The sequence below is a fragment of the Bacillus sp. EU55 genome, from assembly GCF_038005925.1.
GTDB classification, from domain to species: Bacteria; Bacillota; Bacilli; order Bacillales; family Bacillaceae; genus Bacillus; species Bacillus velezensis.
Genome location: NZ_JBBOUE010000001.1, coordinates 2,082,509 through 2,104,210 on the forward strand (window position 1 = coordinate 2,082,509; position 21,702 = coordinate 2,104,210).

The following is a 21,702-nucleotide window of genomic DNA, read 5'->3' on the forward strand; positions in this document are numbered from 1 at the left end:
GGCAGCCAAGTTCCCGGAATTGCCCGTCATGAAGTTACTGTTATGGCGGGTCATTTCAATGGGGATCTATTTAGAGAGGAAGGAGTGAAAAAATGAAGTATGTCATTGGAATAGATCTTGGTACGAGTGCCGTTAAAACCATTTTAGTCAATCAAAATGGCAAGGTTTGTGCAGAAACGTTCAAAAGTTACCCGCTCATCCAAGAGAAGGCGGGATATAGTGAGCAAAATCCTGAAGACTGGGTGCAGCAAACAATTGCAGCATTGGCTGAATTGATTTCGATATCCAACGTTCAACCCGGGGATATTGACGGGATTAGCTATTCAGGACAAATGCATGGGTTAGTGCTGCTTGATCAAGATCTTCAGGTGCTGCGTCATGCGATTCTTTGGAATGATACCAGAACGACGCCTCAATGTAGCAGGATAACCGAGACATTTGGCGATCGTCTGCTTGATATCACAAAAAACCGTGTCCTTGAAGGGTTTACATTACCTAAAATGTTATGGGTGAAGGAACATGAGCCTGAACTTTTTCACAAAACCGCTGTTTTTTTGCTTCCGAAAGACTATGTGAGATTCCGCATGACTGGCGCCATTCACACCGAATACTCCGACGCGGCGGGAACGTTACTTTTACATATGACCCGCAAAGAGTGGAGCGATGAGATTTGCAATCAATTTGATATTTCAGCGGAAATTTGTCCTCCGCTTGTTGAATCCCATGACTGTGTAGGATCGCTGCTTCCGAGCGTTGCGGCGAAGACTGGTCTGTTGGAAAAAACAAAAGTGTACGCCGGGGGAGCAGATAATGCTTGCGGTGCTGTCGGAGCCGGTATTCTTTCTTCCGGAAAAACATTATGCAGTATCGGGACGTCAGGAGTCATACTTTCCTGTGAAGAAGACAAAGAAAGGGACTTTAAAGGGAAAGTGCACTTTTTTAATCATGGAAAGAAGGATTCTTTTTATACGATGGGAGTCACGCTCGCTGCAGGGTACAGCTTGGACTGGTTTAAAAGAACGTTTGCGCCGAACGAATCGTTTGAACAATTATTACGGGGGGTGGAATCTGTTCCGATAGGAGCAAATGGACTGCTGTACACTCCTTACTTAGTCGGTGAAAGAACGCCGCATGCTGATTCATCTATTCGGGGAAGCTTGATCGGAATGGACGGAGCCCATAAAAGAGAGCACTTTTTGAGGGCGATAATGGAAGGCATCACATTCTCTTTATATGAATCAATTGAGCTATTCCGCGAAGCGGGAAAATCAGTTGATACGGTTGTCTCTATTGGCGGGGGAGCTAAAAATGAAACGTGGCTTCAAATGCAGGCTGATATTTTCAATACGAGGGTTGTTAAGTTAGAGAATGAACAAGGTCCCACCATGGGGGCTGCGATGTTAGCTGCCTTAGGAAGCGGGTGGTTTGACTCTCTTGAAGAATGTGCAGAGCAGTTCATTCATGAAGCAGCTGCATTTTATCCAAAAGAACAAAATGTTCAAAAATATAAAAAACTATTCGAGTTGTATAAGAACATTTACGTTCACACAAAAGATATCAATACAGCTTTAAAGAGCTTTCGACAAAAATGAAGAAAGAACCTCGCCAAATTGGCCAGGTTCTTTTTATATTGCACAAAAACAGACACGGTGATATAATCAGAACACGCGCGCTTTTTGTGTGAAAATTCATAGTTATCCATCTTATATTATGATTATATCATGCTGAAAAGCTCTTGTCAAATTTTTTTGAAGGGGAGATATAGAATGAGTTCTTTGGTTCTCGGCATTCACGAAATTGAAAAAACACAGCCTTTGCTCGTTGGAGGAAAAGGGTTACATTTAGGGGAATTATCAAAAATTCAAGGAATACAAGTACCGGAAGGATTTTGTGTCACAACCGCAGGATATCAAAAAGCCATTGAACAAAACGAAACGTTACAAGCGCTGTTGGATCAACTGACCATGCTGAAAGTGGAGAATCGGGATCAAATTGGTGAAGTCAGCAAAAAAATCCGGCAAACCATTATGGAAACAGAAATTCCTTCAGATGTAGTCAAAGCAGTTGCTTGCCATCTCTCCCGGTTCGGCGAAAAACATGCCTATGCCGTACGTTCCAGTGCGACAGCTGAGGATTTACCGCATGCCTCTTTTGCCGGTCAACAAGACACCTATTTAAATATTACCGGCGTCGATGCGATCTTGCAGCATATCAGTAAATGTTGGGCGTCCCTATTTACGGATCGCGCGGTCATTTACCGTATGCAAAATGGGTTTGATCACAGCCAAGTTTATTTATCCGTTATCATCCAAAAGATGGTGTTCCCTCAGGCTTCGGGGATTTTATTTACCGCTGATCCGATGACCGGAAACCGAAAGCTGCTATCCATCGATGCCGGTTTTGGACTTGGTGAAGCACTTGTCTCCGGCTTAGTCTCTGCCGATTGTTATAAAGTACAGGACGGGCAAATCGTCGATAAGAGAATAGAAACTAAAAAATTGGCTATCTATGGACGAAAAGAAGGCGGAACAGAAACACAGGAGATCGCTCTTGATCAGCAAAAGATTCAAACACTGACTGATGAACAAATTTTACAGCTGGCACGTATCGGGAGACAGATCGAAGCTCATTTCGGCCAGCCGCAAGATATCGAATGGTGTTTGGACCGCGATACTTTTTATATTGTCCAAAGTCGTCCGATCACAACGTTATACCCCGTTCCTGAAGCGAACGATCGAGAAAATCACGTCTATATCTCTGTCGGTCATCAGCAAATGATGACGGATCCCATAAAACCCCTTGGATTGTCTTTTTTTCTGTTGACGACTGCTGCACGCATGCGTAAAGCCGGCGGAAGGCTATTCGTTGATGTCACACATCAACTGGCATCTCCTAATGTCAGAGAAGTTTTCTTAAAAGGCATGGGGCAGCACGATCCGCTCTTAAAAGACGCACTTATGACCATAATAGAGCGAGATGATTTCATTAAGCCGATACCTGATAAAACGGCACCGATTCCCGGCAAAGGCAATGCAGATATGCCGGATCAAGCTGAAAACGATCCGGCAATTGTTTCTGATTTGATTAAGAGCAGTCAGGCATCAATAGAAGAGTTAAAACAAAACATCCAGACGAAATCAGGATCTGATTTATTTCGTTTTATTTTGGAAGATATCCAGGAATTAAAGAAGATTCTATTTAACCCGAAAAGTTCGGTGTTGATTCGAACTGCAATGGATGCTTCATCATGGATTAACGAAAAAATGAACGAGTGGTTAGGTGAAAAAAACGCAGCAGATACGCTTTCTCAATCTGTACCCCATAATATTACCTCAGAAATGGGGCTTGCGCTATTGGACGTCGCTGATGTGATCCGCCCTTATCCAGAAGTAATTGCCTATTTAGAGAATGTAAAAGATGATCACTTTTTGGATGGGCTGGTGAAGTTTGAAGGCGGGCGGGAAACCCGTGACGCTATCTATGCTTATCTCAGCAAGTACGGAATGCGATGTGCCGGAGAAATTGATATGACAAGAACTCGATGGAGCGAAAAACCAACTGCACTTGTCCCTATGATTCTTAATAATCTCAAAAACTTTGAGCCAAATGCCAGCCAGCGGAAATTTGAGCAAGGGCGGCAGGAGGCGTTGAAGAAAGAACAAGAGTTATTAGACCGATTGAAGCAATTACCGGATGGTGAACAAAAAGCCAAAGAAACCAAACGAATGATCCGCATCATCCGGAACTTCAGCGGGTTCAGAGAATATCCAAAATACGGCATGATCAGCCGCTACTTCGTTTATAAGCAGGCTTTACTGAAAGAAGCCGAACAACTCGCAGAAGCGGGCGTTATTCATGAAAAAGAAGACATATACTAACTCACTTTTGAAGAACTTCAGGAAGTCGTACGCACACATAAATTGGATTACCAAATCATCAGCACACGAAAAGGCGAGTACAAAGTATATGAAAAACTAGCTCCGCCGCGTGTTATCACATCTGACGGTGAAATCGTTACAGGCGAGTACAAACGAGAAAATCTCCCGGCCGGTGCGATTGCAGGGCTGCCCGTTTCCTCGGGAGTCATAGAAGGGCGGGCACGGGTTATTTTAAACATGGAAGATGCCGATTTGGAAGATGGAGATATATTAGTTACCTCCTATACTGATCCCAGCTGGACGCCATTGTTTGTATCCATAAAAGGCCTGGTCACTGAAGTTGGCGGACTGATGACCCATGGAGCGGTTATCGCGCGTGAATACGGCTTACCTGCAGTTGTTGGAGTTGAAAATGCAACCCAATTGATAAAAGATGGGCAGCGAATCCGCGTTCATGGAACAGAAGGCTCTATTGAAATATTATAATAGCGGGTGTGTGCAGCACGTCACCAGATATTTCCTGTATTTTACTAAGAAAAGCCGGAACCTCTTAGAGGAGGAATCCGGCTTTTTTTATGTGAAAGCCATTTTGCTTAACAATTATTTATATGAATGGTAGCGTTTTATTAAAGAGAGAAGGTGATTTATGAGATGGTCTGTTTGATATGTAGTATTGGTGCCGAATGACAATTATTTTTTTACAAAGGGGTTATTTTCATGAACAAGTCTTGTGTTAAAGATGAGACAAGTCTGGTGTCTTTGAGACAGAAAAGTCTGCAGAAGATAAAACGGGCTCATCATCAAACATGATGAGTGCTAAGGGTTGGACTGGATGTGTATCAGATTGTTTATGCGATAAGAATATTAGCCAATGGGCAATCACTGGTTTAACTATTTTATGTGGAACTGCTTGCTATGCTTGTATAAATACTGCAGGTATTATTGGTGTCAATGCAAGCTTTGATTGGGAGAAATGTAAATGATTAATATTTTAAGTAAGATACTATTTATTTTGTCTGGTTGCGCATTGTTGATCTTTGGGATCATTTTAAAGAATGGATCAATGGCTTTTGGATTGTTCGCCTTAATATTCATAGCGGCAATATTAGTCCGAGTATTTCATAAAAGATCTGAAAAGGATTAGCAGCCGTAGGCAGGGGAAGAAACTCTCCTGCTTATGAAAAAACTTCAGAGTAAAAATAAAATGTTTATTTTAAATGGATTTGTTTTCAAAAGTAAAAACGCCATAAAACTTCTTATGGCGTCTGTCCGAACTAAGGGATGCAATGTTTGGGAGACGAATATGAATCGTCAATGTGCTAAAAAAGGAATGCAGCACCTACAATGATTAACAAAATGAATAGTACAACGATCAATACGAAAGAGTTTCCGCCATAATTTCCACCGTAATTCCCACCGTAGTATCCCATATTGCCACCTCCTGTTGTTAGGATAGTACATAATATGCCGGACGGTAAATTTCGACATAGATTTAAGTCTAAATAAGAAAAAATGGATGTTATGTCTAAAATGAAGAGCTTCTAAGACAATAAAATAATGGGAGGTTAACTGAAAGAGAGAAATGGATGGGACGGTTTGCTGTTTAAAGAGGAGGGATATGGCTAAACATGCAATAAAACTGTGTATGAAAGTGGCTCTGCATGAAGTTACTTCATCATGCAGAGCCACATACGAAGAGATTCAGGGAAATTATAGTTAACGAAAATATTCATCATTTCCCGGGCAAGCGCAGTATACGACAAATCAAAACAAATCACAAAGGGACGGAAGGTACGATACAAGGAGCCTGCTTGCGGGTTTGTGGTGCTGATAAAGTTATAGGCAACGATGACCGGGGCGGCTGCGGATCAACTGAAACGAAGTATATTCCCAGGCAAGGAGTATTTATTTAACCTGAAACTTTTATAAAGCATTAACGTATTACTTTATAAAGGTAAGTAAGGAGGCTTCTGGATGGGATTAAAAAATTTCTTTAATACTGAGTTAAAATGCTCTATCTGCGGAAAAACATTAAAATCAGGGGATGAGATAACAGCTTATCTTACACTTCCGAGTGAGAAGAAGATGCCTGTGGGGAGAATGGACAAAGTGTTAAGCAAACACTCTGATAAGGTCTGCTGTAAAGTGTGCAGTGAGTAGGTTTAGTGTTATGAGGAACCTCTGGCGGGTTTCCTCATAACAAATATCAACCAATTAAATTAGAAAAAAGCGAAATTGTGATGATTAAAGTAGATAAAGAACTGAGGGATACCAAAGGGATCATTTTCCGTTTACTTTGTTTTTTTGAAGGTTTGTTTAGCTCGTGGATCACTGCACCCCATAAAAGCATGGATGCTAAAATGATAAGACTCATATGTAACAACACTCCTTTGTTTGTTTTTATAAATTTCACCATATATATATCACAAGGATGTCGATTGAACGAACATCTCTATAAAAACAAGATTTTTATCTAAAATTGTTGAGAGATTCAGTGAACTATTATGTAGATTAAATTGGGCCTCAAATTACTCAGTGAAGATGAAGCTGTATACATAAGCAAAGGTTCAACAGGCGTTTTATTTTATATCAGATGAAGCAATAGAAGGGTTTATCGGTGTCGCAAAGTATAAAGCATATGGTATTCGCGTATTATGCGGTTAGGTGGAAAAATTAAGCTTTCTGCGTGGTTTCTTGAAGTGACAGGAGGTGAGCGGCAGTGTCAGAGCAAAAAGAGCACTCCCAACTCTAATAAGGAAAGGAATTGAGAATTGAAATTAGAACGTTTGTTATCAATCATATTCAAGCTCTTACATAATGAAATTTTATCTGCTTCCAGTTTAGCTGATGAATTTCAAGTATCAACGCGGACAATTTATAGAGACATCGAAGCGATTTGTGCAGCTGGAATACCAGTCGTTTCATACCAAGGGGCTAACGGCGGTTTTGGGATAATGAGAGGATACAAATTTGATAAAAGTTTAATCGGTTCTCATGATGTATTGAATTTAATTACAGTATTAAGCAGTTTGTCGAGTGTTTTTGAAGATAAGGAAGTTGAACACACGATAGATAGATTAAAATCTCTGGATACAAGCGAAAGCAGCAGGACTTTGTATGTTAACTTGGAAAGCCTTAGAACAGAACCGAATTCATTAATCCGGCTGCGAAAAGCTATACAGGAAAAAAAGGCAGTACGCTTTGATTATGTCAGTAATAAAAATGAATTTACATCACGTGAAGTAGAACCTATCCACCTTCAGTATAAGTTTCGTAGTTGGTATGTATATGGCTTCTGCAGAGAACGTCAAGAAGATAGAGAATTTAGAGTATCACGTATGATGAATATAACGCTTACTCAAGAAGAGTTTTTGCGCAGTCACAAAGTGAAAGATGAACCATCTTATTCAGAATCCGACCTGGGAGGGTTTGCGGATGTAGTCATTTGGGTTAATCCTAATTCCATAGCTAAAGTATTAGATCAATTTCAGAACGCTTCAAAAGTCATGAACAGAGATGGAAGTATGACGTTTACAATCTCTGTGTATCGGCCTCAGCATGCCGGATGGCTTAAATCAATTCTTTTGAGCTTTGGCAGTGGCGCTAAAATTATAAAACCGGTGGAACTTCAATCAATTTTAATGGATGAAGCTGAAAAAATAATGAAAATTTATAAAGATGTATGACAATCTGCTGTCATATATCTTTTTTTATAATCACAAGTATCAACTTTAAAGGAGAGATGTTAAATGAACCATGCGAAAAATATGTATCAGTACCATGTTTGGGCGAATAAAGCGTTATTAGAAAGAATAAAGGAATTACCAAGTAATGTCCTTTATGAAGAGGTTCACAGTTCATATCCTACAATTGCTCAAACGTTCAGTCACATCTGCGCGGTGGATGTTATGTGGCTGCAAGTACTTAAAGGAATAGACATGCAGGAAGCATTGGAAGGTTCTATGGCTTATGCAGAAAAGGCTCATTTATATTCTGCAGATGAATTTGCGGCGTCTTACGAAGAACTGGCTTCACAGTTTGAAGAATGGATGAATAGCCAAACAGATTTAGAACAAAAAAAGAACTTAAATAATCCTTGGTTAGGTTACAGAGAAACTGCTTACTCAGAAATTTTATTCCATGTTGCCAATCACGGAACTTATCATCGGGGCAGCATAACAACTATGTTAAGACAGCAGGGCTACGCTTCGGCAATGAATGACCTTGTATTATATTGGTATCAGGATTAGTTCAGAGAATACTTGCAAAATGAATGACCGCCGAATGGTCTGTAAAATTTCTTTTCTGAACTAAATGACAAAGTCTCATTCAGTCTGGGTGGGGCGCTGAGCAAGAATCGAGATCAAAGGCTGCCGTATCATTCCCGGCAGCCTTAATGATTAGGAAGTAAAATCGATAACCATGCGGCCGGTCACTTTGCCTTGCTCCATTTCTTCAAAAATATCATTCACATCTTCAATCGGGCGTTTTGTCACTTTAGGTACAACTTTACCGTCTGCGGCAAATTGAAAAGCTTCCTTCAAATCTTCTCTGGTACCTACTAATGAACCTACTACCTGAATCCCATCTAACACGAGACGGGGAATATCTAAATCCATTTTGTCCACCGGTAAACCGACAGCGACTACACGGGCTCCTGCTTTTACAACATCAATCGCTTGATTGAAAGGGGTTTTAGAGACAGCCGTGATGACCACAGCATCAAGCCCCAAATCGTTAGTCACTTCTTTTGCCTTAGCGACGGGGTCTTCGTTTAAACTGTTTACAACCGCATCAGCGCCTAAGCTCTTAGCAAAATTCAATTTTTCATCGCTAATGTCGAAAGCAATCACTTTAGCGTTAAAGACGTTTTTTGCATATTGAACAGCCAAGTTGCCTAAACCGCCGACTCCAAATACACCGATCCATTGACCTGGTTTAATTTCACTGACTTTAACCGCTTTATAAGTTGTTACACCTGCACAAGTAATGCTGCTTGCTGCTGCAGGATCTAAATTTTCCGGCACCTTTATTGCATAATCAACCGCTACGATTGCTTCTTCAGCCATTGCGCCATCAACTGTATAGCCGGCATTTTTTACATCCCGGCACAAGGTTTCACGGCCAGTTAAGCAATATTCACAGCAGCCGCAGCTTTCAAACATCCAGGCAATAGAGACGCGGTCGCCCTTTTTCAGGCTTGTTACACCTTCACCAATCTCAGTTACAATGCCGATTCCCTCATGACCTAAAGTGACGCCTGTAACATCTCCGAAATCAGCATTTTTAACATGTAAGTCAGTATGACATACACCGCAGTATTCCATCTTAACTTTGGCTTCACCATGTCGCAAAGGACGTAATTCTTTTTGTACGATCGCTATACTTTTGTCTTTTGTTGCTACTACTGCTTTCAAATCATACACCCCTTTCAAATATTAGCAGAAAATTTTTACTTATCTTACAATTTAGCATACTGCTCTTCTTTTGAAAGCCCTTACATTTTTTGCGGACAAGTGTCTCTATAAAAATTGAGGGAGCTATGCAGGGAGGATTCTATGGATGATTTGTCATCTCCAAATGCACAGAATTTACATATATACATGAATAGATACGTTTTCAAAGGAGGCCTTTTTTTGAGCGATAAAAAGCTGACGGAAGATAAATTTGACAATCACCGGCTCACTAAGTTTTTGCCCTTTATCAGCTTATATCGGAAACAATGTAAGTGTCGGACATGATGCTCTCATTCATGGCCCTCTTGGAAATCACACGTTCATCGGTTTTAAGGCAATCGTATACAATGCAATTATAGGAAAAGGATCATTTATCTCATACAATGCTGTTATCACAAATGGTGTACGAATTGCACCGAATCGGTTCGTTCCTCCAGGTGCCGACATAGATACACAAAAAAAGCTGACAGACTCAGACGAGTGACAGAAGAGGAACGTGAATTTACATTGGAAGTGCAGCGCGTAAATCAAGAATTCCCCGCTTCTTATAAAGCGTTATTCAGCTAACAGAAAAGCAAAATACGAATATCCTGGATTAATTAAATTGATGCATGAGAATTGGCGCTCCACGATGCAAGGCCAGATAAGTTTTGGGAAGAGTCAGATTTCACACAGGGATTCACAAAGGGAAGAGGTGAAAGCTGTTCATCTGGATATTTATTTGTGGGGAAGCTGCAAGAAGGTTCGAAGGTGAGCAGGGCGGCGGATTAAAACTAATCTTCCCGCAAATTTATTCCAGTAAGACTGACAGGAGTATACAATCATAAAAATAAAATGATAAAGCTTCGCGAATGAGCCTAAAATCGGCTCTTTTATAATTTTCCTTTAGCGCTTTAATGGGAAATGCAGCACTCGTGGTTCTGCTGGAACAGACAACTTTTCTTATACAATTAGCATATTACAGTTACTTATTTTTACATAACTGTTGGAAATCGTCTTTCCATCTGAGATAATAAAATTTATATTGATTGATACATGGGGAGTAAGGATGGGCTGTTTTTATCAAGCGGCAGGCAAACCATTTTACAAACAAATTCCTCAAGCGGTTTTTATAACCGAAGAAATCAGTGCTTTGGATAAACGCTGTAAGAAAGACTTTCTGTTTAAATAAACGAGGTGAAAATCAATGAATGGTATAGAATTCTTAGAATCTGTGTCGCGACTTGGACAACTCATTTTGGTGTTTTCCTGCTACGCCGTTTATTGGAAATTAGGTAAAACGAAAAGGGAGCGAAGACTTACAAAATTCGAAGCTTTGCTTAGGTTCTTTGTAATGTTTGGTCTATCTGCATGGGGGCTGTCGTTTCTTGCTTTGAATTTGTGGTCATAATCTTTCTGCCGATATTTGAGCTTAAACTGCAGAGAATTACACTGGCAGGATATGATTTTACCCTTAGTGAAAAGAATTTCACGGGTAATCATTTGAACTTGAGCGCGGCTGATAAGGTGAATGGTGATGCAAACAGAAATCATTACTTATTGATCACAAAAGGAGCCGGCTGCGGAGAAGTGTGGATTAAAGGCTTTTACGAATTCGAACACGATGAACCGGATGCAGATTGGTGAGCGATACACAGTCAAGGTATTTCCTTGACCTTTTTTTAATGGCAATAAAATTTCTGGATATTAAGATAGTGAATTGATGATCTGCCAAAAAACATAGATCTTTTAAAGTGATGGATATATATTGATTTTAAACAGTAGGAAAAAATGAGAAATGTATTTTGATAAAAAGTAGGTGAACTATATGGAAGCAGCGTCTTGGAGCAAAAGTCAAAGCTGTACCTACACATTGGCTTTTTCAAGTTTGTCGTATGGTTTGATCTTCGGACTATATATGTTTGTATACTCGGGTTTTGTGCCATTTGCATTGGTTACTGTGGTTATCATTGCTTTTTACGCATTCATTACTTACCTTTTGTTTGCTGTTCCTGTGCAACTATGGCTAAGAAAGAAGCCTAAAAAGTTTAGTTTGGTTCATCTTTTCATTTATACAGCAGTCGCTTTTTTAGCTGTGTTCTTGTTCTGGTACATAGATAATCCGCCAATTGATTTCTCAGTTTAATGAGCATTGTTGCTGCGTTCATATATTGGTTCTGGGACTCTATATTTCTGAGAAATTACAATACTCCCCAGAAGTAAAGCTGATGTTCTAAAAAAGACCGACTAGCGCCATGCCCAGTCTGCATTGTTCAAATTGAAATTCATGTGATGAATCCAGAAAGCGGGTGAGGAAAAATGGAATACATTGAGTTGACTAGGGACAATATTGATGACAATCATATTTGCTGTGCATTAGGTACGAAACAATATGAGGATGCGGTAAATGAAAAGAAGAGCTGGCTCAAAGATCGGATGAGTGATGGCTTGGTGTTCTATCGCCTAAACGAACGGGCAAAAGTTTTTATTGAATATTTACCTGCAGAAGAAGCGTGGGTTCCGGTAAGCGCACCTCATTTTATGTTTATTAATTGTCTTTGGGTCTCGGGAAAATATAAGAATAACGGACATGCGAAACACTTGTTAGAAAAATGTGTGTCAGATGCAAAATCCCGCGGTATGGATGGGATAGTTCATATAGTGGGGAAGAAAAAACTCCCTTATTTAAGTGATAAGCATTTCTTTGAACATATGGGATTTGCTGTGCAAGATGAAGCAGAACCCTATTTTCAGTTGATGTCACTGACGTGGAATAAACATGCACATCCTCCTGTATTTAAAAAACAGGTGAAAAGTAATTCCGTTAATGATGAGGGAATCACAATATTTTATACAGCCCAATGCCCATTTGCAGTTGGATTGTTAAAGGATGTAAAGGAACTGACTGAAAAGAAAGGACTTCATTTTCAGGCCCGGCGAATAACGACAAAAGATATGGCGCAAAAATCCCCGGCAGTTTGGACGACTTTCAGCGTGTTTTATAATGGGACATTTCTCACTCATGAGATGATGAGCGTGAATAAGTTTGAAAAAATACTCAATAGCTTAATTTAAACTATCTTAAGAATAACTTCGAGGGAAATGAATTCTGTAATGACCTTTACTGCGCTGTTAGCTGTTTATGGCATAAATAATATTGGATTGTCACATATGAAGGCATCTAGGTGTACTCGTTATCTCACTTCCCTGCATTTAAGACTGGGATCCATACTCTTTATAACCATCAGCCGATGCATTTTCCCCGATTTGACTTGCGGGAGAAAACATCAGTTTTGATGGTTATTTTTATGAACGGAGAAAGTTTAACGCAACAAAAAAGAAGTTCTTCAGGCATTATATCCTATGGTAAAATTTAGACAGAAAGAAGCGGAAAGGAGACGTAAATGAAGGTATTTGAAGCATCCTCGTTCATTTCAGCAGCGGAGAAACGAGCAAAAGAATACGATCAGATTAGAGAACAATTTATCAATCTCAGAAAAGCGTTTCAGGGAATGGCTGATCTAGACGACAGTGAGTTTTCAGGTAAAGGTGCTGATAACATCAAAGCCTTTTTTCAAGACCACGCCGGTGTCACAGACAGCTGGCTTAATCTGATCGATATGAAGATTGCGTTTCTTAACAGTATTTCAGGAAAAGTGGCTGATGCCGGATTAGCTGATTCGTTTGTGGAAGAGTCATTTTTAGAACATGAGCTGATTCATGCGAAGAATACATCACAAGCCATCATGCAGGAGCAGCGCAATGAAATGAGGGATATTCTTAACGAGATAAGCGATATTGTCCATCTTGATGTTTTCTCGACAGAGGATGTCGATCAAAAGCTTGAGTCAGCAGATAAAAAACGGGATGAGATCATACATAAGCTCGGAAAGCTTGATCACGATCTAACGAAAGAATACGCAGAAACCGAGGCAAACGAACATTTCATTCAGGCAGATTTTCAGCAGCTCCAAAACGCAACAGGCCAAGGAAAAAACGCCACTCCGCTTCACTATAACGCCAAGGCATACAGGGAAAGTGACATACATAAGAAAAAAGGCGAGATTGCAAGACATTCGGATGATTATTTGACGATTAAAAAGGAAGAAGCGAAGGAGCGGGAAATCAAGGATCTGAAGAAAAAGCTCGCTGATGGAGTAACTGATCCGGATGAATATTTGGAAATTGCGAAGAAGATCGGCTATGAAAACCTTGAACCTGCCCAGCAGCAGTATGTGATTCAGCTTGAACAAGCAAAACAGATGGAAGAAGCCGGAGAAGTGACTTGGGATATTTTAAAAGGAGCCGGCGTTGGTTTATATGATGTCGGGAAAGACACGGTAACCGGTCTATGGGACTTCATAACCGATCCGGGGGAAACGCTGTCAGCACTGGGGAATGCAGTACTTCATCCTGTTAAAACATATGATGCTGTTAAAGCGGCAATTGAAGAGTCGTATCAAAAAGATATGGTGAACGGAGATGTGTATTCCAGATCAAGATGGGTGACATATGCGGTCGGTTCAGTTGCTGTTGCTGTTGTTGGAACAAAAGGCGCAGGAGCCGTTAACAAAGCTGATGCGGCGGGGAAGGTCATAAACAAGGCAGGACAGGCAGGTCAGAAAATTAAGGACATTAAGATTTCAGATTTGCTTCCTTATAACTCTAAGTATGATCTTGCTCTGGCTGATAACGTACCATACAATGTGGTTAACAGCCAAAACCTTAAAAATGGACTTTTGTCCAATGCAAAGAAATTGGATGAAAGCAGAAAGCCATTTACTGGTCAGAAAGTAAATGTCCCTTGGTTAAATAAAGAGAAGTATGAGGCCTATGAAATAGACGGCAAGGTAAAAGTTAAAGGAGAGCCTAGAGATGTAAGCCGTAGAGTATACACAATGAAAGATATTGACCTTAATCAAAAAAATCGTAAAGGCTTTACGAATCTTCAACTGATGAAAAATGGTAATGCTCCTTTTGCTAAAGATGGCACGCAAATAAATTTACATCACTTAATTCAAGAAGAGCCTGGTACTATGCTGGAGATACCTGAAAGCTGGCATAATAAGTACAGTGATGTTTTGCATGGATTAAAAGGGAATGGACAGAGTTTTAGAAATGCTCCTGTGCTTGATAAACAATATAAAAGTTTCAGAAGAAGGTATTGGAGATGGAGAGCTCAGCAATTTGAGAATCAAGAATAAGAGGTGAAAGTTTAATGGATTATTCGAAAATAAAAACTTTCTTTGATGAAAATAAAGAAAATTCAATTCTCACGGGGGGAGTCACTGAAGATCAGATTAGAGAAATAGAAGAGGATCTCAATGTAACCCTTCCAGACAGCTATAAGTGGTTTTTAACTGAGTATGGTTCAGGGGGAGCATATGGAACAATGATACTCGGATATGACTCTCACGGTGCTGAAGTTGTCGAACAGACTAATGAATATAAAAAATATTATAACCTTTCCGATGGTCTTGTAGTGATCGAATATGTAGATGAATTTTCTTATTGTCTTGACACTAACAAGTTGAAAAATGGTGAATGCCCTGTCATTCTTTGGGACAACCAAGAGGGATATGGTAAACAAGTTGGTAGTACATTCCTTGAGTTTTTAATAGAAGAACTTGAAGAAGCGAAAGACGACTGGATCGATGATGAGGACTGGGACGATTAAAACTAAAAAGAAGGTCTATAACTTGTTTTTCCATAGCATATGAAGGAGTATTAAAATGAGCTTCACTAAGATCGAACAAAAGTTGAAAGAGTTTACGATTGATGCTGGCACAGATCCTAGCATTAATACAAATGAACAACTCAAAGAGCTTGAAATGAACATAGGAAATCAATTACCTTCCGACTATAAGGATTTTTTGAAGGGATATGGAGGCTGTTATTTAGAAAGTAAAAAAACAACAGATGAGATTGAGTATGACGTTTGCTACAAACCTATAGAGAAAGATCCTTGGATGGGTAAGGGAGATGATACACAATTGTTAGAGGGTTTTTATGGTTTAGCGAACGATCATAACAGTCTTCAGAAAGCAATCGATACATATTCTGATCGCTTTCCTAGAAATATTATTCCTATCGCAAGCTCCGCAGGCGGGAATGAAATATGCATGGATATCGATAATGAAAAGATATTGTTTTGGGATCATGAATTAAGTCACCCCGATAAAGACTTTTTCCTAATTGCCAATTCGTTTGAGGAGTTTATCCTAAGTTTAGTAGACGAACCAATTGAAACTGATGAACATGGGAGTGATGTGGAAATTGAGATTTTGGAAAATTGCTCTTTGATAAGGACAATTAGCTTTCGTTTTTAGGAAAAGTATTGCAAAGTTAAGCTCTCAGAAAAAGAGCTTTTTTATTTTCGATAGAAACTAATTATAAAAAGGAGAGAGGCTATGGATTCGTACCAAATAAAGAAATTAAAACCTGAAGACTACAATAAGTGTAATAATATTTGGGACATGGAAAAGAAAAAGAAAATGGCTAAGGTGTTTTATGACGAATTAGTAAGCGGAAACAGAATTACTTTTATTTACTCAGTGAATGACGAGTTTATAGGAGAAGGATCGTTAGTTTTTCAAAACGATGACCCAGATTATACTATTCCAGATAAACGCATTTATCTATCTCGTATGATTGTTAAAGAAGGATATCGAAATTGCGGGATAGGTGGTATTATTGTTGATTATTTGATTGATTATGCTAAACAACTTGGATATGAGGAAATAACACTTGGTGTAGATACAGATAACTTAAACGCAAGACATCTATATGAAAAGAAGGGCTTTACAACCGTATTATTTCTTGGTGAAGATGAATATGGTGAATATGTAAAACTCCTAAAAGTATTAAAATAAAATTCCTGAGAATTATGGTGAATGTGTGGGAGGTTAGTTTCTCAAACGGTGATAGACGGTAACTTAAACTAATCTAATTGGATCGTTATTTAAGATGCGGATTAGCATTTATTCTCTCAAAACCAACCCGTAATGAAATAGGATACTGTTGGTTGAGGAATTGTTTTTTTCCATGTATTGTATTTTGTGGTATTCTTGAAATGAAAGGAGGAGACAATGAAAAAGAAATTAATTGGGGTCTTGATCATTGTTTGTTTTTCTGTGTTCATGTATGGCGCAGTTACACATTCTTTTAAACATCAAAAATCCACTGAGGAAGTATTAGAAAGCGCATGGGATGAATTTGACTTATTTAGCCTTGGAATTGGAGAAACAGACCCAGTCATATCAATTGGTATGGATAAAACAAAAAGTGAAGAAGAATTACGGCGCTATTTAAACGATAACTTATCTGAGGAAGTTAAAGAAGAATATAAAGTTGAGATCCTTAAAAAGGATATTAATGTTTTAGAAAGACAACATGAAAAGTATTTGGAAAGTGTTGAAGCACATTGATACATTAAAGTTTCTTCTCGGCTCTAAATAAAATAACGGTGATATCCAATAAACAAAAGTATTGCAAATCATTTCAATGGTTCCATGGTACAGTGTATTTCTTTAATAAGAAATGCATAATAAAAAGACCAGGGTGTTGGCAGCACCCCGGCTCTGTACAAAAAGTTGCCCAACCCTTTAAGTTTCCAGGCTCAAGGGAGGTCTATTTTTTATTTATATACGTCAACAGGGCGATTATAATCGACCCGAATCAAGCATTCACATTAATGCCTGAAATGTTGACATAAGCATCACCCCCTTTCCATAGGGGATGAGCAAGACTCCCTTGAGCGTAAACGCCTAATATTCAGAAAACATTATACACTAGTTCCATTTATATGTCGTTAAAAACAATATACAGTTACCAAAACGAAAAGAACCTTGTTAGAGACAGGTTCTTTTTGTATTTGAGTTGAATTTATCAATAGAATTACCGATAAATAACGTGAGAAATAATACCAGGTAGTTACAGAATTGAAAAGTGCTTAGGTGTGTAATACTTGCACTAGCTGTCACTTTGATACAGAAGCTGCTGAAGCTTCAGTCTTCAGATTCTTCCGTTACATCTTAAAGTCCCCCTTATGGGCTATACAAATTCAACCGTCATTAAAGCCAAAGACGGAAGGAATTTGTTATACAAAGGTGAAGCAAACATATACAAAAATGATGCTATACTTGGGCAAAACAGGGTAGTGATAGGATGGGACAAATACATTGAAATTCCAATGAACGAACTTCCTTCAAATGAGATTCAAGTTGAAGGGCTTGAAAAAAATGAAAATCATTTATAGGAACGTTGTAAAATTAGAGAGAGGATGAATAATACCACCAAAGTCCAAAGTTTTTAGCGTTTTGCAGTTTAGCGACAAAAGGTGCAGGAAGTCATTCGAATCAGTAATGTTCAATTCATTTTGATGAATTGAAAGAAGCGCTCGAGAATGGAAAAGTGGTTGATAATCAAAACCTTAAAAGCAGTTCAGAATGAAATCACCAGTTTGATTATTTGATTACTGGAAATCCAGAATAACTAGTGGACAAGCTGTAACTGAAACCGATAATCAAGTGCTGGATATCATCAAACAAGCATACAATCTCGGAATGGTTACGAAAGATAATATGCTTTTGAGAAATCAAGCAATTCACGCTTATAAAACATCTATTTAATTTTAAATCGGCGTTTCAGGTGAACTTTATATCATTTCTGTTTTATTAAACATATTTAAAAACGAAATAAGAATTAAAATATGCAGACAAAGCGGCGAAGCATATCGCATAAAGGTGTTATCAGATGTATGACCGTGCCTAAAAATAAAACTTAGGAAGAAAGGAACTCTAACTTGAAATCAAATTTAGTTTCGTTTCTATTAGCATTGTCAGGATTTATATTCAGTATTTATATGCAGTCAATGGCTTACTGGAGCAATGACTCTATGTTGTGGTATTGGGTCGGTGCGGTTTTGTCGTATCTATTTGCTGCAGGATCAGTGGTTACTCTGATTCTTAACAAAAACAAAGACTCAATTCTAACAATAAGTTGTCTCATTTTAATGATTGTAACCGTTATGCTTATTTTAGTCACAACTTTTTGGACGACTTTTATCATTATTGCATGGCAATCTGGGATGTGAGGCTAAGGGGAATATGATCTTCTTAGTATTTTTTTATTCCTGGGATTAGAATCCCTTTTTATTATTCTTTCAAATTAAATGTAACAATTCTAATATTCATACGTTCTAAATGATAAAGGCGGGATGTCATGAAAAAACGTAAAGTCATTAAAACATTGCTGGTTATTATCACTGTTCTCATAATAGCAGCCGGATGTGCACTGTTTTCTTTAATTTCAGGAGAAAAAGTTAAATATATCGGCTATAGCCAAAGCAAGACGTGGGAAGCGTCAATCGAAAAATCAGGCAAGACCTCTATCGGCCCTAACTATTTCTTGAATTTGTATTACAGAGGTAATAAAGTGAATGAAAAGAACACGGTGATTAAGAGATTAATATTATTTGTTGACGGCCGGAAATATGGTGAAGATAAAGACTATCATCTTTCAGAATACACCGGAGAGAAATTAGAAGGCGGCGGAACGGGAGAAGACCATATTCAGACGTTTGAATATATGCCGGAAAATGAAGTGATCGGTCATGAAATCACTGTTGAAGCAGTATGGAAAACCGATCATGAGTCCTATTCAGAAAAATTCAACCTGAAAAGAACGCATTGGTATGACTGAAAGAATAAAAAGAGGGCGGTATAACCCTCTTTTTGACCAGAGCCTTTATTTTTGTTTGCTTTTCCTCGATTTGCTGAAGTCGATAAAAGAGGCATTGGAGCCGATAAAATTACTTACTAAGACATACATAAAGAAACCATTAAAAGCTCCCTGCCGGCGTCCGTTAAAAAGAATGGATAATGAGATAAGCAATACAGCCGTAAGCAAGTCTGCAGCCAGACTTATTTTACGGTGAGACCGGAAATATTCTCTTAATCTTCTGATGTTGTTCAAAGCGGATACCTCTTGATGCTTATGTATAAGAAAATAATACCATTGAAATATATGTAACATCAATGAATAAGGTTGGAAACGGAGGGGTTCAAAGTTGGGGCGATCTTGTGTAAAAGAAAGGATCAGGATGAATGTGACCAGCATCCACCCTGATCAATGGGGTTCACAGTGTTCCATTTCATTGTATTCCAATCGGAATAATATTACAAGGGTGAAAAAGAAATAAGCGGAATGTTTTCGGCTTCTTCTGCTTCTTGAGCGGGAAACGGAAAGTGAGATGTTTGTATGAAAATAAATGATTATCTGAAGGAAAGGTTCCCGACTTTAAAATTAGTGCCCGGCATTTATCATCAATGGGATGTGGGAATTCATTTTTCTCTCGGCGGCAATATGTATCAATTTAATGAAAGCGGTGCTTTGAATCTTGAGTATTTTCAGCTTGTTCATCATCAAACCGCCGCACTTTTCAATGAGCTGTTTGAACATAGCGATGACTTGTTTCTTGTTGCAAACGTGTATAAGCACAAAACTCAAGGTAATTACGCGAGAAAATTAAAGGTTTATCAGCCGTTTCTGAAGTGTAAGGATGATTTATATCGGATTCAAGTGAAGACCTGTCAATGCCCGGTCGAAGAAGAATATGAAATGCAGCAGTTTTCTTTATTATGTAAACGGAAAGATCTGCGTATCCCCCAATTACTTAAGGCAGCCGTCCACGAAGATTTTCCGCTGAAGCCAAGGTTCGGGGGCTGTTCCGTTGGATATCCTGATGTTTTCTTTGTGAATATGACAAAAGATATTATTTTCTTTCTGTATGATGACAGAGGGTGTGAAGTCATTGCTCTTGATGCCGGAAGAATACGAAAGCTTTATGATCAATATTACGATTGGATTGAATTGGACTGAAAATGAACACATGAATTCGAATCCGCTTGTGCCGGCTTTGTTCTTGCCTAGTCCGGCTGCATGAGTGTAATGGGCTGAATTGAAGGGCGCCGGAAACTTTTTTTCCTCTCATACCGACCTTCTGCATGTTAAGCTTCTGTATTTATTTTGAACGAATTCCTATTTGTAAAACGGCTGAATAGAATAACATAAAAGCTTTTTTACACAGTGCAGGAGGAGAGAAATGTGAGGGCTGAACACCGTGATTGTATGGAAATTGGAATTTATTCATTTGCAGAATTATATCCCGATCCTCTGACAGGGAAAACAGTCAGCGCAAAGCAGCGGATAGATGAATTGATGAAGCTGGCGAAACTTGCTGACGACGCAGGGCTTGATGTATTCGGTGTAGGCGAGCATCATCGTCTTGATTATGCGGTATCTTCGCCGCCGGCCATCTTATCAGCGATTTCACAGATCACTGAAAATATTAAGCTGACCAGTGCCACGACTGTATTATCCACCGCAGATCCCGTCCGTTTATTTGAGGATTTTGCAACGCTTGATCTGATTTCAGACGGCCGGGCGGAAATCATTGCGGGACGGGGCGCATTTTTAGACTCGTTTCCTCTTTTCGGTTATGACGTAGGCCATTATAAAGAACTGTTTGAAGAACATATTGACCTTTTTTTAAAATTAAATTCCGGGGAAGAATCGGTTACCTGGAAAGGACGTTACCGGCCGCCGCTGCGCGAGGCAGAAATTTCTCCTCGGCCTTTTCGCGGAAGCATTCCGCTATGGTTAGGTGTTTCGGGGACTCCGGAAAGCGCAGAACGGGCCGGGCGTGCAGGTGCGGGTTTGGCATTAGCTGTACTGAGTGGTGATCCGGTGTCATCTAAGCCGCTTGTTGACAAATACCGGGAAGCGGCTTCTAAAGCCGGTCATCCTCCGGAAAATGTGAAGGTTGCCGTAAGCGGACATATGTTCATTTCAAAAACGAATGAACAGGCAATACAAGAATTTTACCCGTATCATTCAAATTACTGGTCTCATGTTCATTCATATCACGGGATCGATGAGCCTTTAACGAAGGAAGATTTTGAACGGGCGTCCGGAAAAGAAACAGCTTTATTTGTGGGAAGCTCACAGCAGATCATTGAAAAAATCATGCATCAATACGAGTTATTCGGACATCAGCGATTTCTCGCGCAAATCGATATAGGAGGTATGCCGTTTAAAAAAGCCGCGGAAAACATCGAACGATTAGCAGCGGAAGTAGCACCGGTTATCCGAAAAGAAACCGGCAAATCCAGCGAATGAAGTTCTGAGCAAAAGGGGCGGGCCGGTTTTTGGCAATCGCGGATTCGACAACAGAATCGGCCCGGCTTTTTCTTTATGATTATAAAAAACAAAGGGGAAAGCGCGAACCTCATTGCTTTTTCCTATCAAGAAAAGGAAGGTCATTTCATCCTCCATCGTGAAGTGTATATACCGAAAGGTTTTTATTAACAAAAGAGGGAGGATGATGA

Annotated in this window: 21 protein-coding genes and 4 pseudogenes; 22 read left to right on the plus strand and 3 right to left on the minus strand. The window is 39.3% G+C overall.

From position 1 onward, the window contains the following. The first annotated feature begins 92 nt into the window (after window positions 1–92). Window positions 93–1,592, plus strand: a complete 1,500-nt coding sequence (gene xylB, locus NYE50_RS10645; RefSeq protein WP_159354196.1) for a xylulokinase — start codon at window positions 93–95, stop codon at window positions 1,590–1,592. Between the two features lie 174 nt (window positions 1,593–1,766). Beyond that, window positions 1,767–4,364, plus strand: a pseudogene (gene ppsA, locus NYE50_RS10650) (phosphoenolpyruvate synthase). Between the two features lie 833 nt (window positions 4,365–5,197). Here ppsA and NYE50_RS10655 read toward each other — a convergent pair. Then, window positions 5,198–5,308, minus strand: a complete 111-nt coding sequence (locus NYE50_RS10655; protein ID WP_076983618.1) for a YjcZ family sporulation protein — start codon at window positions 5,306–5,308, stop codon at window positions 5,198–5,200. 544 nt (window positions 5,309–5,852) lie between these two features. Between NYE50_RS10655 and NYE50_RS10660 the strand changes: the two genes are divergently transcribed. The 3 genes from NYE50_RS10660 to NYE50_RS10670 all read left to right on the plus strand — a co-directional run bounded on the left by NYE50_RS10660 (window position 5,853) and on the right by NYE50_RS10670 (window position 8,128). Further along, window positions 5,853–6,038 carry a hypothetical protein gene (locus tag NYE50_RS10660; RefSeq protein WP_021493434.1) on the plus strand — a complete coding sequence of 62 codons (186 nt, stop codon included), beginning with the start codon at window positions 5,853–5,855 and terminating at the stop codon, window positions 6,036–6,038. A 611-nt stretch (window positions 6,039–6,649) separates the two neighbouring features. Beyond that, a complete protein-coding gene (locus tag NYE50_RS10665; protein WP_159354197.1) occupies window positions 6,650–7,564 on the plus strand; it encodes a helix-turn-helix transcriptional regulator in 915 nt (304 codons plus the stop codon). Between the two features lie 63 nt (window positions 7,565–7,627). Then, a complete protein-coding gene (locus NYE50_RS10670; RefSeq protein WP_159354198.1) occupies window positions 7,628–8,128 on the plus strand; it encodes a DinB family protein in 501 nt (166 codons plus the stop codon). A gap of 150 nt (window positions 8,129–8,278) precedes the next feature. Here NYE50_RS10670 and adhP read toward each other — a convergent pair whose 3' ends face one another. Next, window positions 8,279–9,295 (minus strand): alcohol dehydrogenase AdhP, encoded by a 1,017-nt coding sequence (gene adhP, locus NYE50_RS10675; protein WP_020955863.1) that lies wholly within the window; start codon window positions 9,293–9,295, stop codon window positions 8,279–8,281. Between the two features lie 670 nt (window positions 9,296–9,965). Between adhP and NYE50_RS21990 the strand changes: the two are divergent. The 15 genes and pseudogenes from NYE50_RS21990 to NYE50_RS10750 all read left to right on the plus strand — a co-directional run. Further along, window positions 9,966–10,085 (plus strand): annotated as a pseudogene (locus NYE50_RS21990) (hypothetical protein); the annotation flags it as partial. A gap of 297 nt (window positions 10,086–10,382) precedes the next feature. Next, a complete protein-coding gene (locus NYE50_RS10680; protein ID WP_263633370.1) occupies window positions 10,383–10,505 on the plus strand; it encodes a hypothetical protein in 123 nt (40 codons plus the stop codon). Window positions 10,506–10,520: 15 nt separating this feature from the next. Next, complete coding sequence (locus tag NYE50_RS10685) at window positions 10,521–10,724, plus strand: hypothetical protein (protein ID WP_017417852.1); 204 nt, start codon at window positions 10,521–10,523, stop codon at window positions 10,722–10,724. Between the two features lie 92 nt (window positions 10,725–10,816). Then, the gene (locus NYE50_RS10690) at window positions 10,817–10,960 is read left to right on the plus strand and encodes a hypothetical protein (protein WP_223204375.1); all 144 of its coding nucleotides are present in this window, start codon (window positions 10,817–10,819) and stop codon (window positions 10,958–10,960) included. A gap of 181 nt (window positions 10,961–11,141) precedes the next feature. Next, window positions 11,142–11,536: pseudogene (locus NYE50_RS10695) on the plus strand (UPF0715 family protein). 96 nt (window positions 11,537–11,632) lie between these two features. Then, window positions 11,633–12,388: an N-acetyltransferase gene (locus NYE50_RS10700; RefSeq protein WP_159354199.1), complete on the plus strand. Its 756-nt coding sequence runs from the start codon at window positions 11,633–11,635 to the stop codon at window positions 12,386–12,388. 329 nt (window positions 12,389–12,717) lie between these two features. Further along, on the plus strand, window positions 12,718–14,517 hold the full coding sequence (locus NYE50_RS10705) for a T7SS effector LXG polymorphic toxin (protein WP_159354200.1): 1,800 nt from the start codon (window positions 12,718–12,720) through the stop codon (window positions 14,515–14,517). A 14-nt stretch (window positions 14,518–14,531) separates the two neighbouring features. After that, window positions 14,532–14,990 carry an SMI1/KNR4 family protein gene (locus NYE50_RS10710; RefSeq protein ID WP_061862235.1) on the plus strand — a complete coding sequence of 153 codons (459 nt, stop codon included), beginning with the start codon at window positions 14,532–14,534 and terminating at the stop codon, window positions 14,988–14,990. 55 nt (window positions 14,991–15,045) lie between these two features. Then, window positions 15,046–15,642, plus strand: coding sequence for an SMI1/KNR4 family protein (locus tag NYE50_RS10715; protein ID WP_224988146.1), 597 nt, complete (start codon window positions 15,046–15,048; stop codon window positions 15,640–15,642). An 81-nt stretch (window positions 15,643–15,723) separates the two neighbouring features. Beyond that, window positions 15,724–16,185 carry a GNAT family N-acetyltransferase gene (locus NYE50_RS10720; protein ID WP_159354201.1) on the plus strand — a complete coding sequence of 154 codons (462 nt, stop codon included), beginning with the start codon at window positions 15,724–15,726 and terminating at the stop codon, window positions 16,183–16,185. Between the two features lie 216 nt (window positions 16,186–16,401). Continuing rightward, window positions 16,402–16,740, plus strand: coding sequence for a hypothetical protein (locus NYE50_RS10725; RefSeq protein ID WP_061862238.1), 339 nt, complete (start codon window positions 16,402–16,404; stop codon window positions 16,738–16,740). Window positions 16,741–17,360: 620 nt separating this feature from the next. Beyond that, entirely contained in the window at window positions 17,361–17,570 is a 210-nt protein-coding gene (locus NYE50_RS10735) for a DUF4879 domain-containing protein (RefSeq protein ID WP_022553293.1), read from the plus strand. 113 nt (window positions 17,571–17,683) lie between these two features. Next, window positions 17,684–17,943 (plus strand): annotated as a pseudogene (locus NYE50_RS10740) (hypothetical protein). Between the two features lie 233 nt (window positions 17,944–18,176). Beyond that, window positions 18,177–18,407 carry a hypothetical protein gene (locus NYE50_RS10745; protein WP_228842256.1) on the plus strand — a complete coding sequence of 77 codons (231 nt, stop codon included), beginning with the start codon at window positions 18,177–18,179 and terminating at the stop codon, window positions 18,405–18,407. Between the two features lie 128 nt (window positions 18,408–18,535). Then, a complete protein-coding gene (locus tag NYE50_RS10750) occupies window positions 18,536–19,015 on the plus strand; it encodes a DUF4944 domain-containing protein (protein ID WP_159354202.1) in 480 nt (159 codons plus the stop codon). A 45-nt stretch (window positions 19,016–19,060) separates the two neighbouring features. On the opposite strand, the gene NYE50_RS10755 is transcribed toward NYE50_RS10750, so the two are convergent. After that, window positions 19,061–19,288 carry a hypothetical protein gene (locus tag NYE50_RS10755; RefSeq protein ID WP_032864005.1) on the minus strand — a complete coding sequence of 76 codons (228 nt, stop codon included), beginning with the start codon at window positions 19,286–19,288 and terminating at the stop codon, window positions 19,061–19,063. Window positions 19,289–19,573: 285 nt separating this feature from the next. Between NYE50_RS10755 and NYE50_RS10760 the strand changes: the two genes are divergently transcribed. Then, window positions 19,574–20,194, plus strand: coding sequence for a DUF3885 domain-containing protein (locus NYE50_RS10760; RefSeq protein ID WP_014418007.1), 621 nt, complete (start codon window positions 19,574–19,576; stop codon window positions 20,192–20,194). A 225-nt stretch (window positions 20,195–20,419) separates the two neighbouring features. Next, window positions 20,420–21,493 carry an LLM class flavin-dependent oxidoreductase gene (locus NYE50_RS10765; protein WP_029973859.1) on the plus strand — a complete coding sequence of 358 codons (1,074 nt, stop codon included), beginning with the start codon at window positions 20,420–20,422 and terminating at the stop codon, window positions 21,491–21,493. Window positions 21,494–21,702 lie beyond the last annotated feature (209 nt).

Excerpts from the sequence above, each read along its gene's own strand:
- NYE50_RS10670 (WP_159354198.1), top strand. The coding sequence starts at position 7,628 with ATGAACCATGCGAAAAATATGTATCAGTACCATGTTTGGGCGAATAAA.
- xylB (WP_159354196.1), top strand. The coding sequence starts at position 93 with ATGAAGTATGTCATTGGAATAGATCTTGGTACGAGTGCCGTTAAAACC.
- NYE50_RS10660 (WP_021493434.1), top strand. The coding sequence starts at position 5,853 with ATGGGATTAAAAAATTTCTTTAATACTGAGTTAAAATGCTCTATCTGC.
- NYE50_RS10735 (WP_022553293.1), top strand. The coding sequence starts at position 17,361 with ATGGGCTATACAAATTCAACCGTCATTAAAGCCAAAGACGGAAGGAAT.
- NYE50_RS10750 (WP_159354202.1), top strand. The coding sequence starts at position 18,536 with ATGAAAAAACGTAAAGTCATTAAAACATTGCTGGTTATTATCACTGTT.
- NYE50_RS10655 (WP_076983618.1), bottom strand. The coding sequence starts at position 5,308 with ATGGGATACTACGGTGGGAATTACGGTGGAAATTATGGCGGAAACTCT.
- NYE50_RS10700 (WP_159354199.1), top strand. The coding sequence starts at position 11,633 with ATGGAATACATTGAGTTGACTAGGGACAATATTGATGACAATCATATT.
- NYE50_RS10725 (WP_061862238.1), top strand. The coding sequence starts at position 16,402 with ATGAAAAAGAAATTAATTGGGGTCTTGATCATTGTTTGTTTTTCTGTG.
- NYE50_RS10685 (WP_017417852.1), top strand. The coding sequence starts at position 10,521 with ATGAATGGTATAGAATTCTTAGAATCTGTGTCGCGACTTGGACAACTC.
- NYE50_RS10745 (WP_228842256.1), top strand. The coding sequence starts at position 18,177 with ATGCAGTCAATGGCTTACTGGAGCAATGACTCTATGTTGTGGTATTGG.
- NYE50_RS10710 (WP_061862235.1), top strand. The coding sequence starts at position 14,532 with ATGGATTATTCGAAAATAAAAACTTTCTTTGATGAAAATAAAGAAAAT.
- NYE50_RS10760 (WP_014418007.1), top strand. The coding sequence starts at position 19,574 with ATGAAAATAAATGATTATCTGAAGGAAAGGTTCCCGACTTTAAAATTA.
- NYE50_RS10720 (WP_159354201.1), top strand. The coding sequence starts at position 15,724 with ATGGATTCGTACCAAATAAAGAAATTAAAACCTGAAGACTACAATAAG.
- NYE50_RS10705 (WP_159354200.1), top strand. The coding sequence starts at position 12,718 with ATGAAGGTATTTGAAGCATCCTCGTTCATTTCAGCAGCGGAGAAACGA.
- NYE50_RS10680 (WP_263633370.1), top strand. The coding sequence starts at position 10,383 with ATGGGCTGTTTTTATCAAGCGGCAGGCAAACCATTTTACAAACAAATT.
- NYE50_RS10715 (WP_224988146.1), top strand. The coding sequence starts at position 15,046 with ATGAGCTTCACTAAGATCGAACAAAAGTTGAAAGAGTTTACGATTGAT.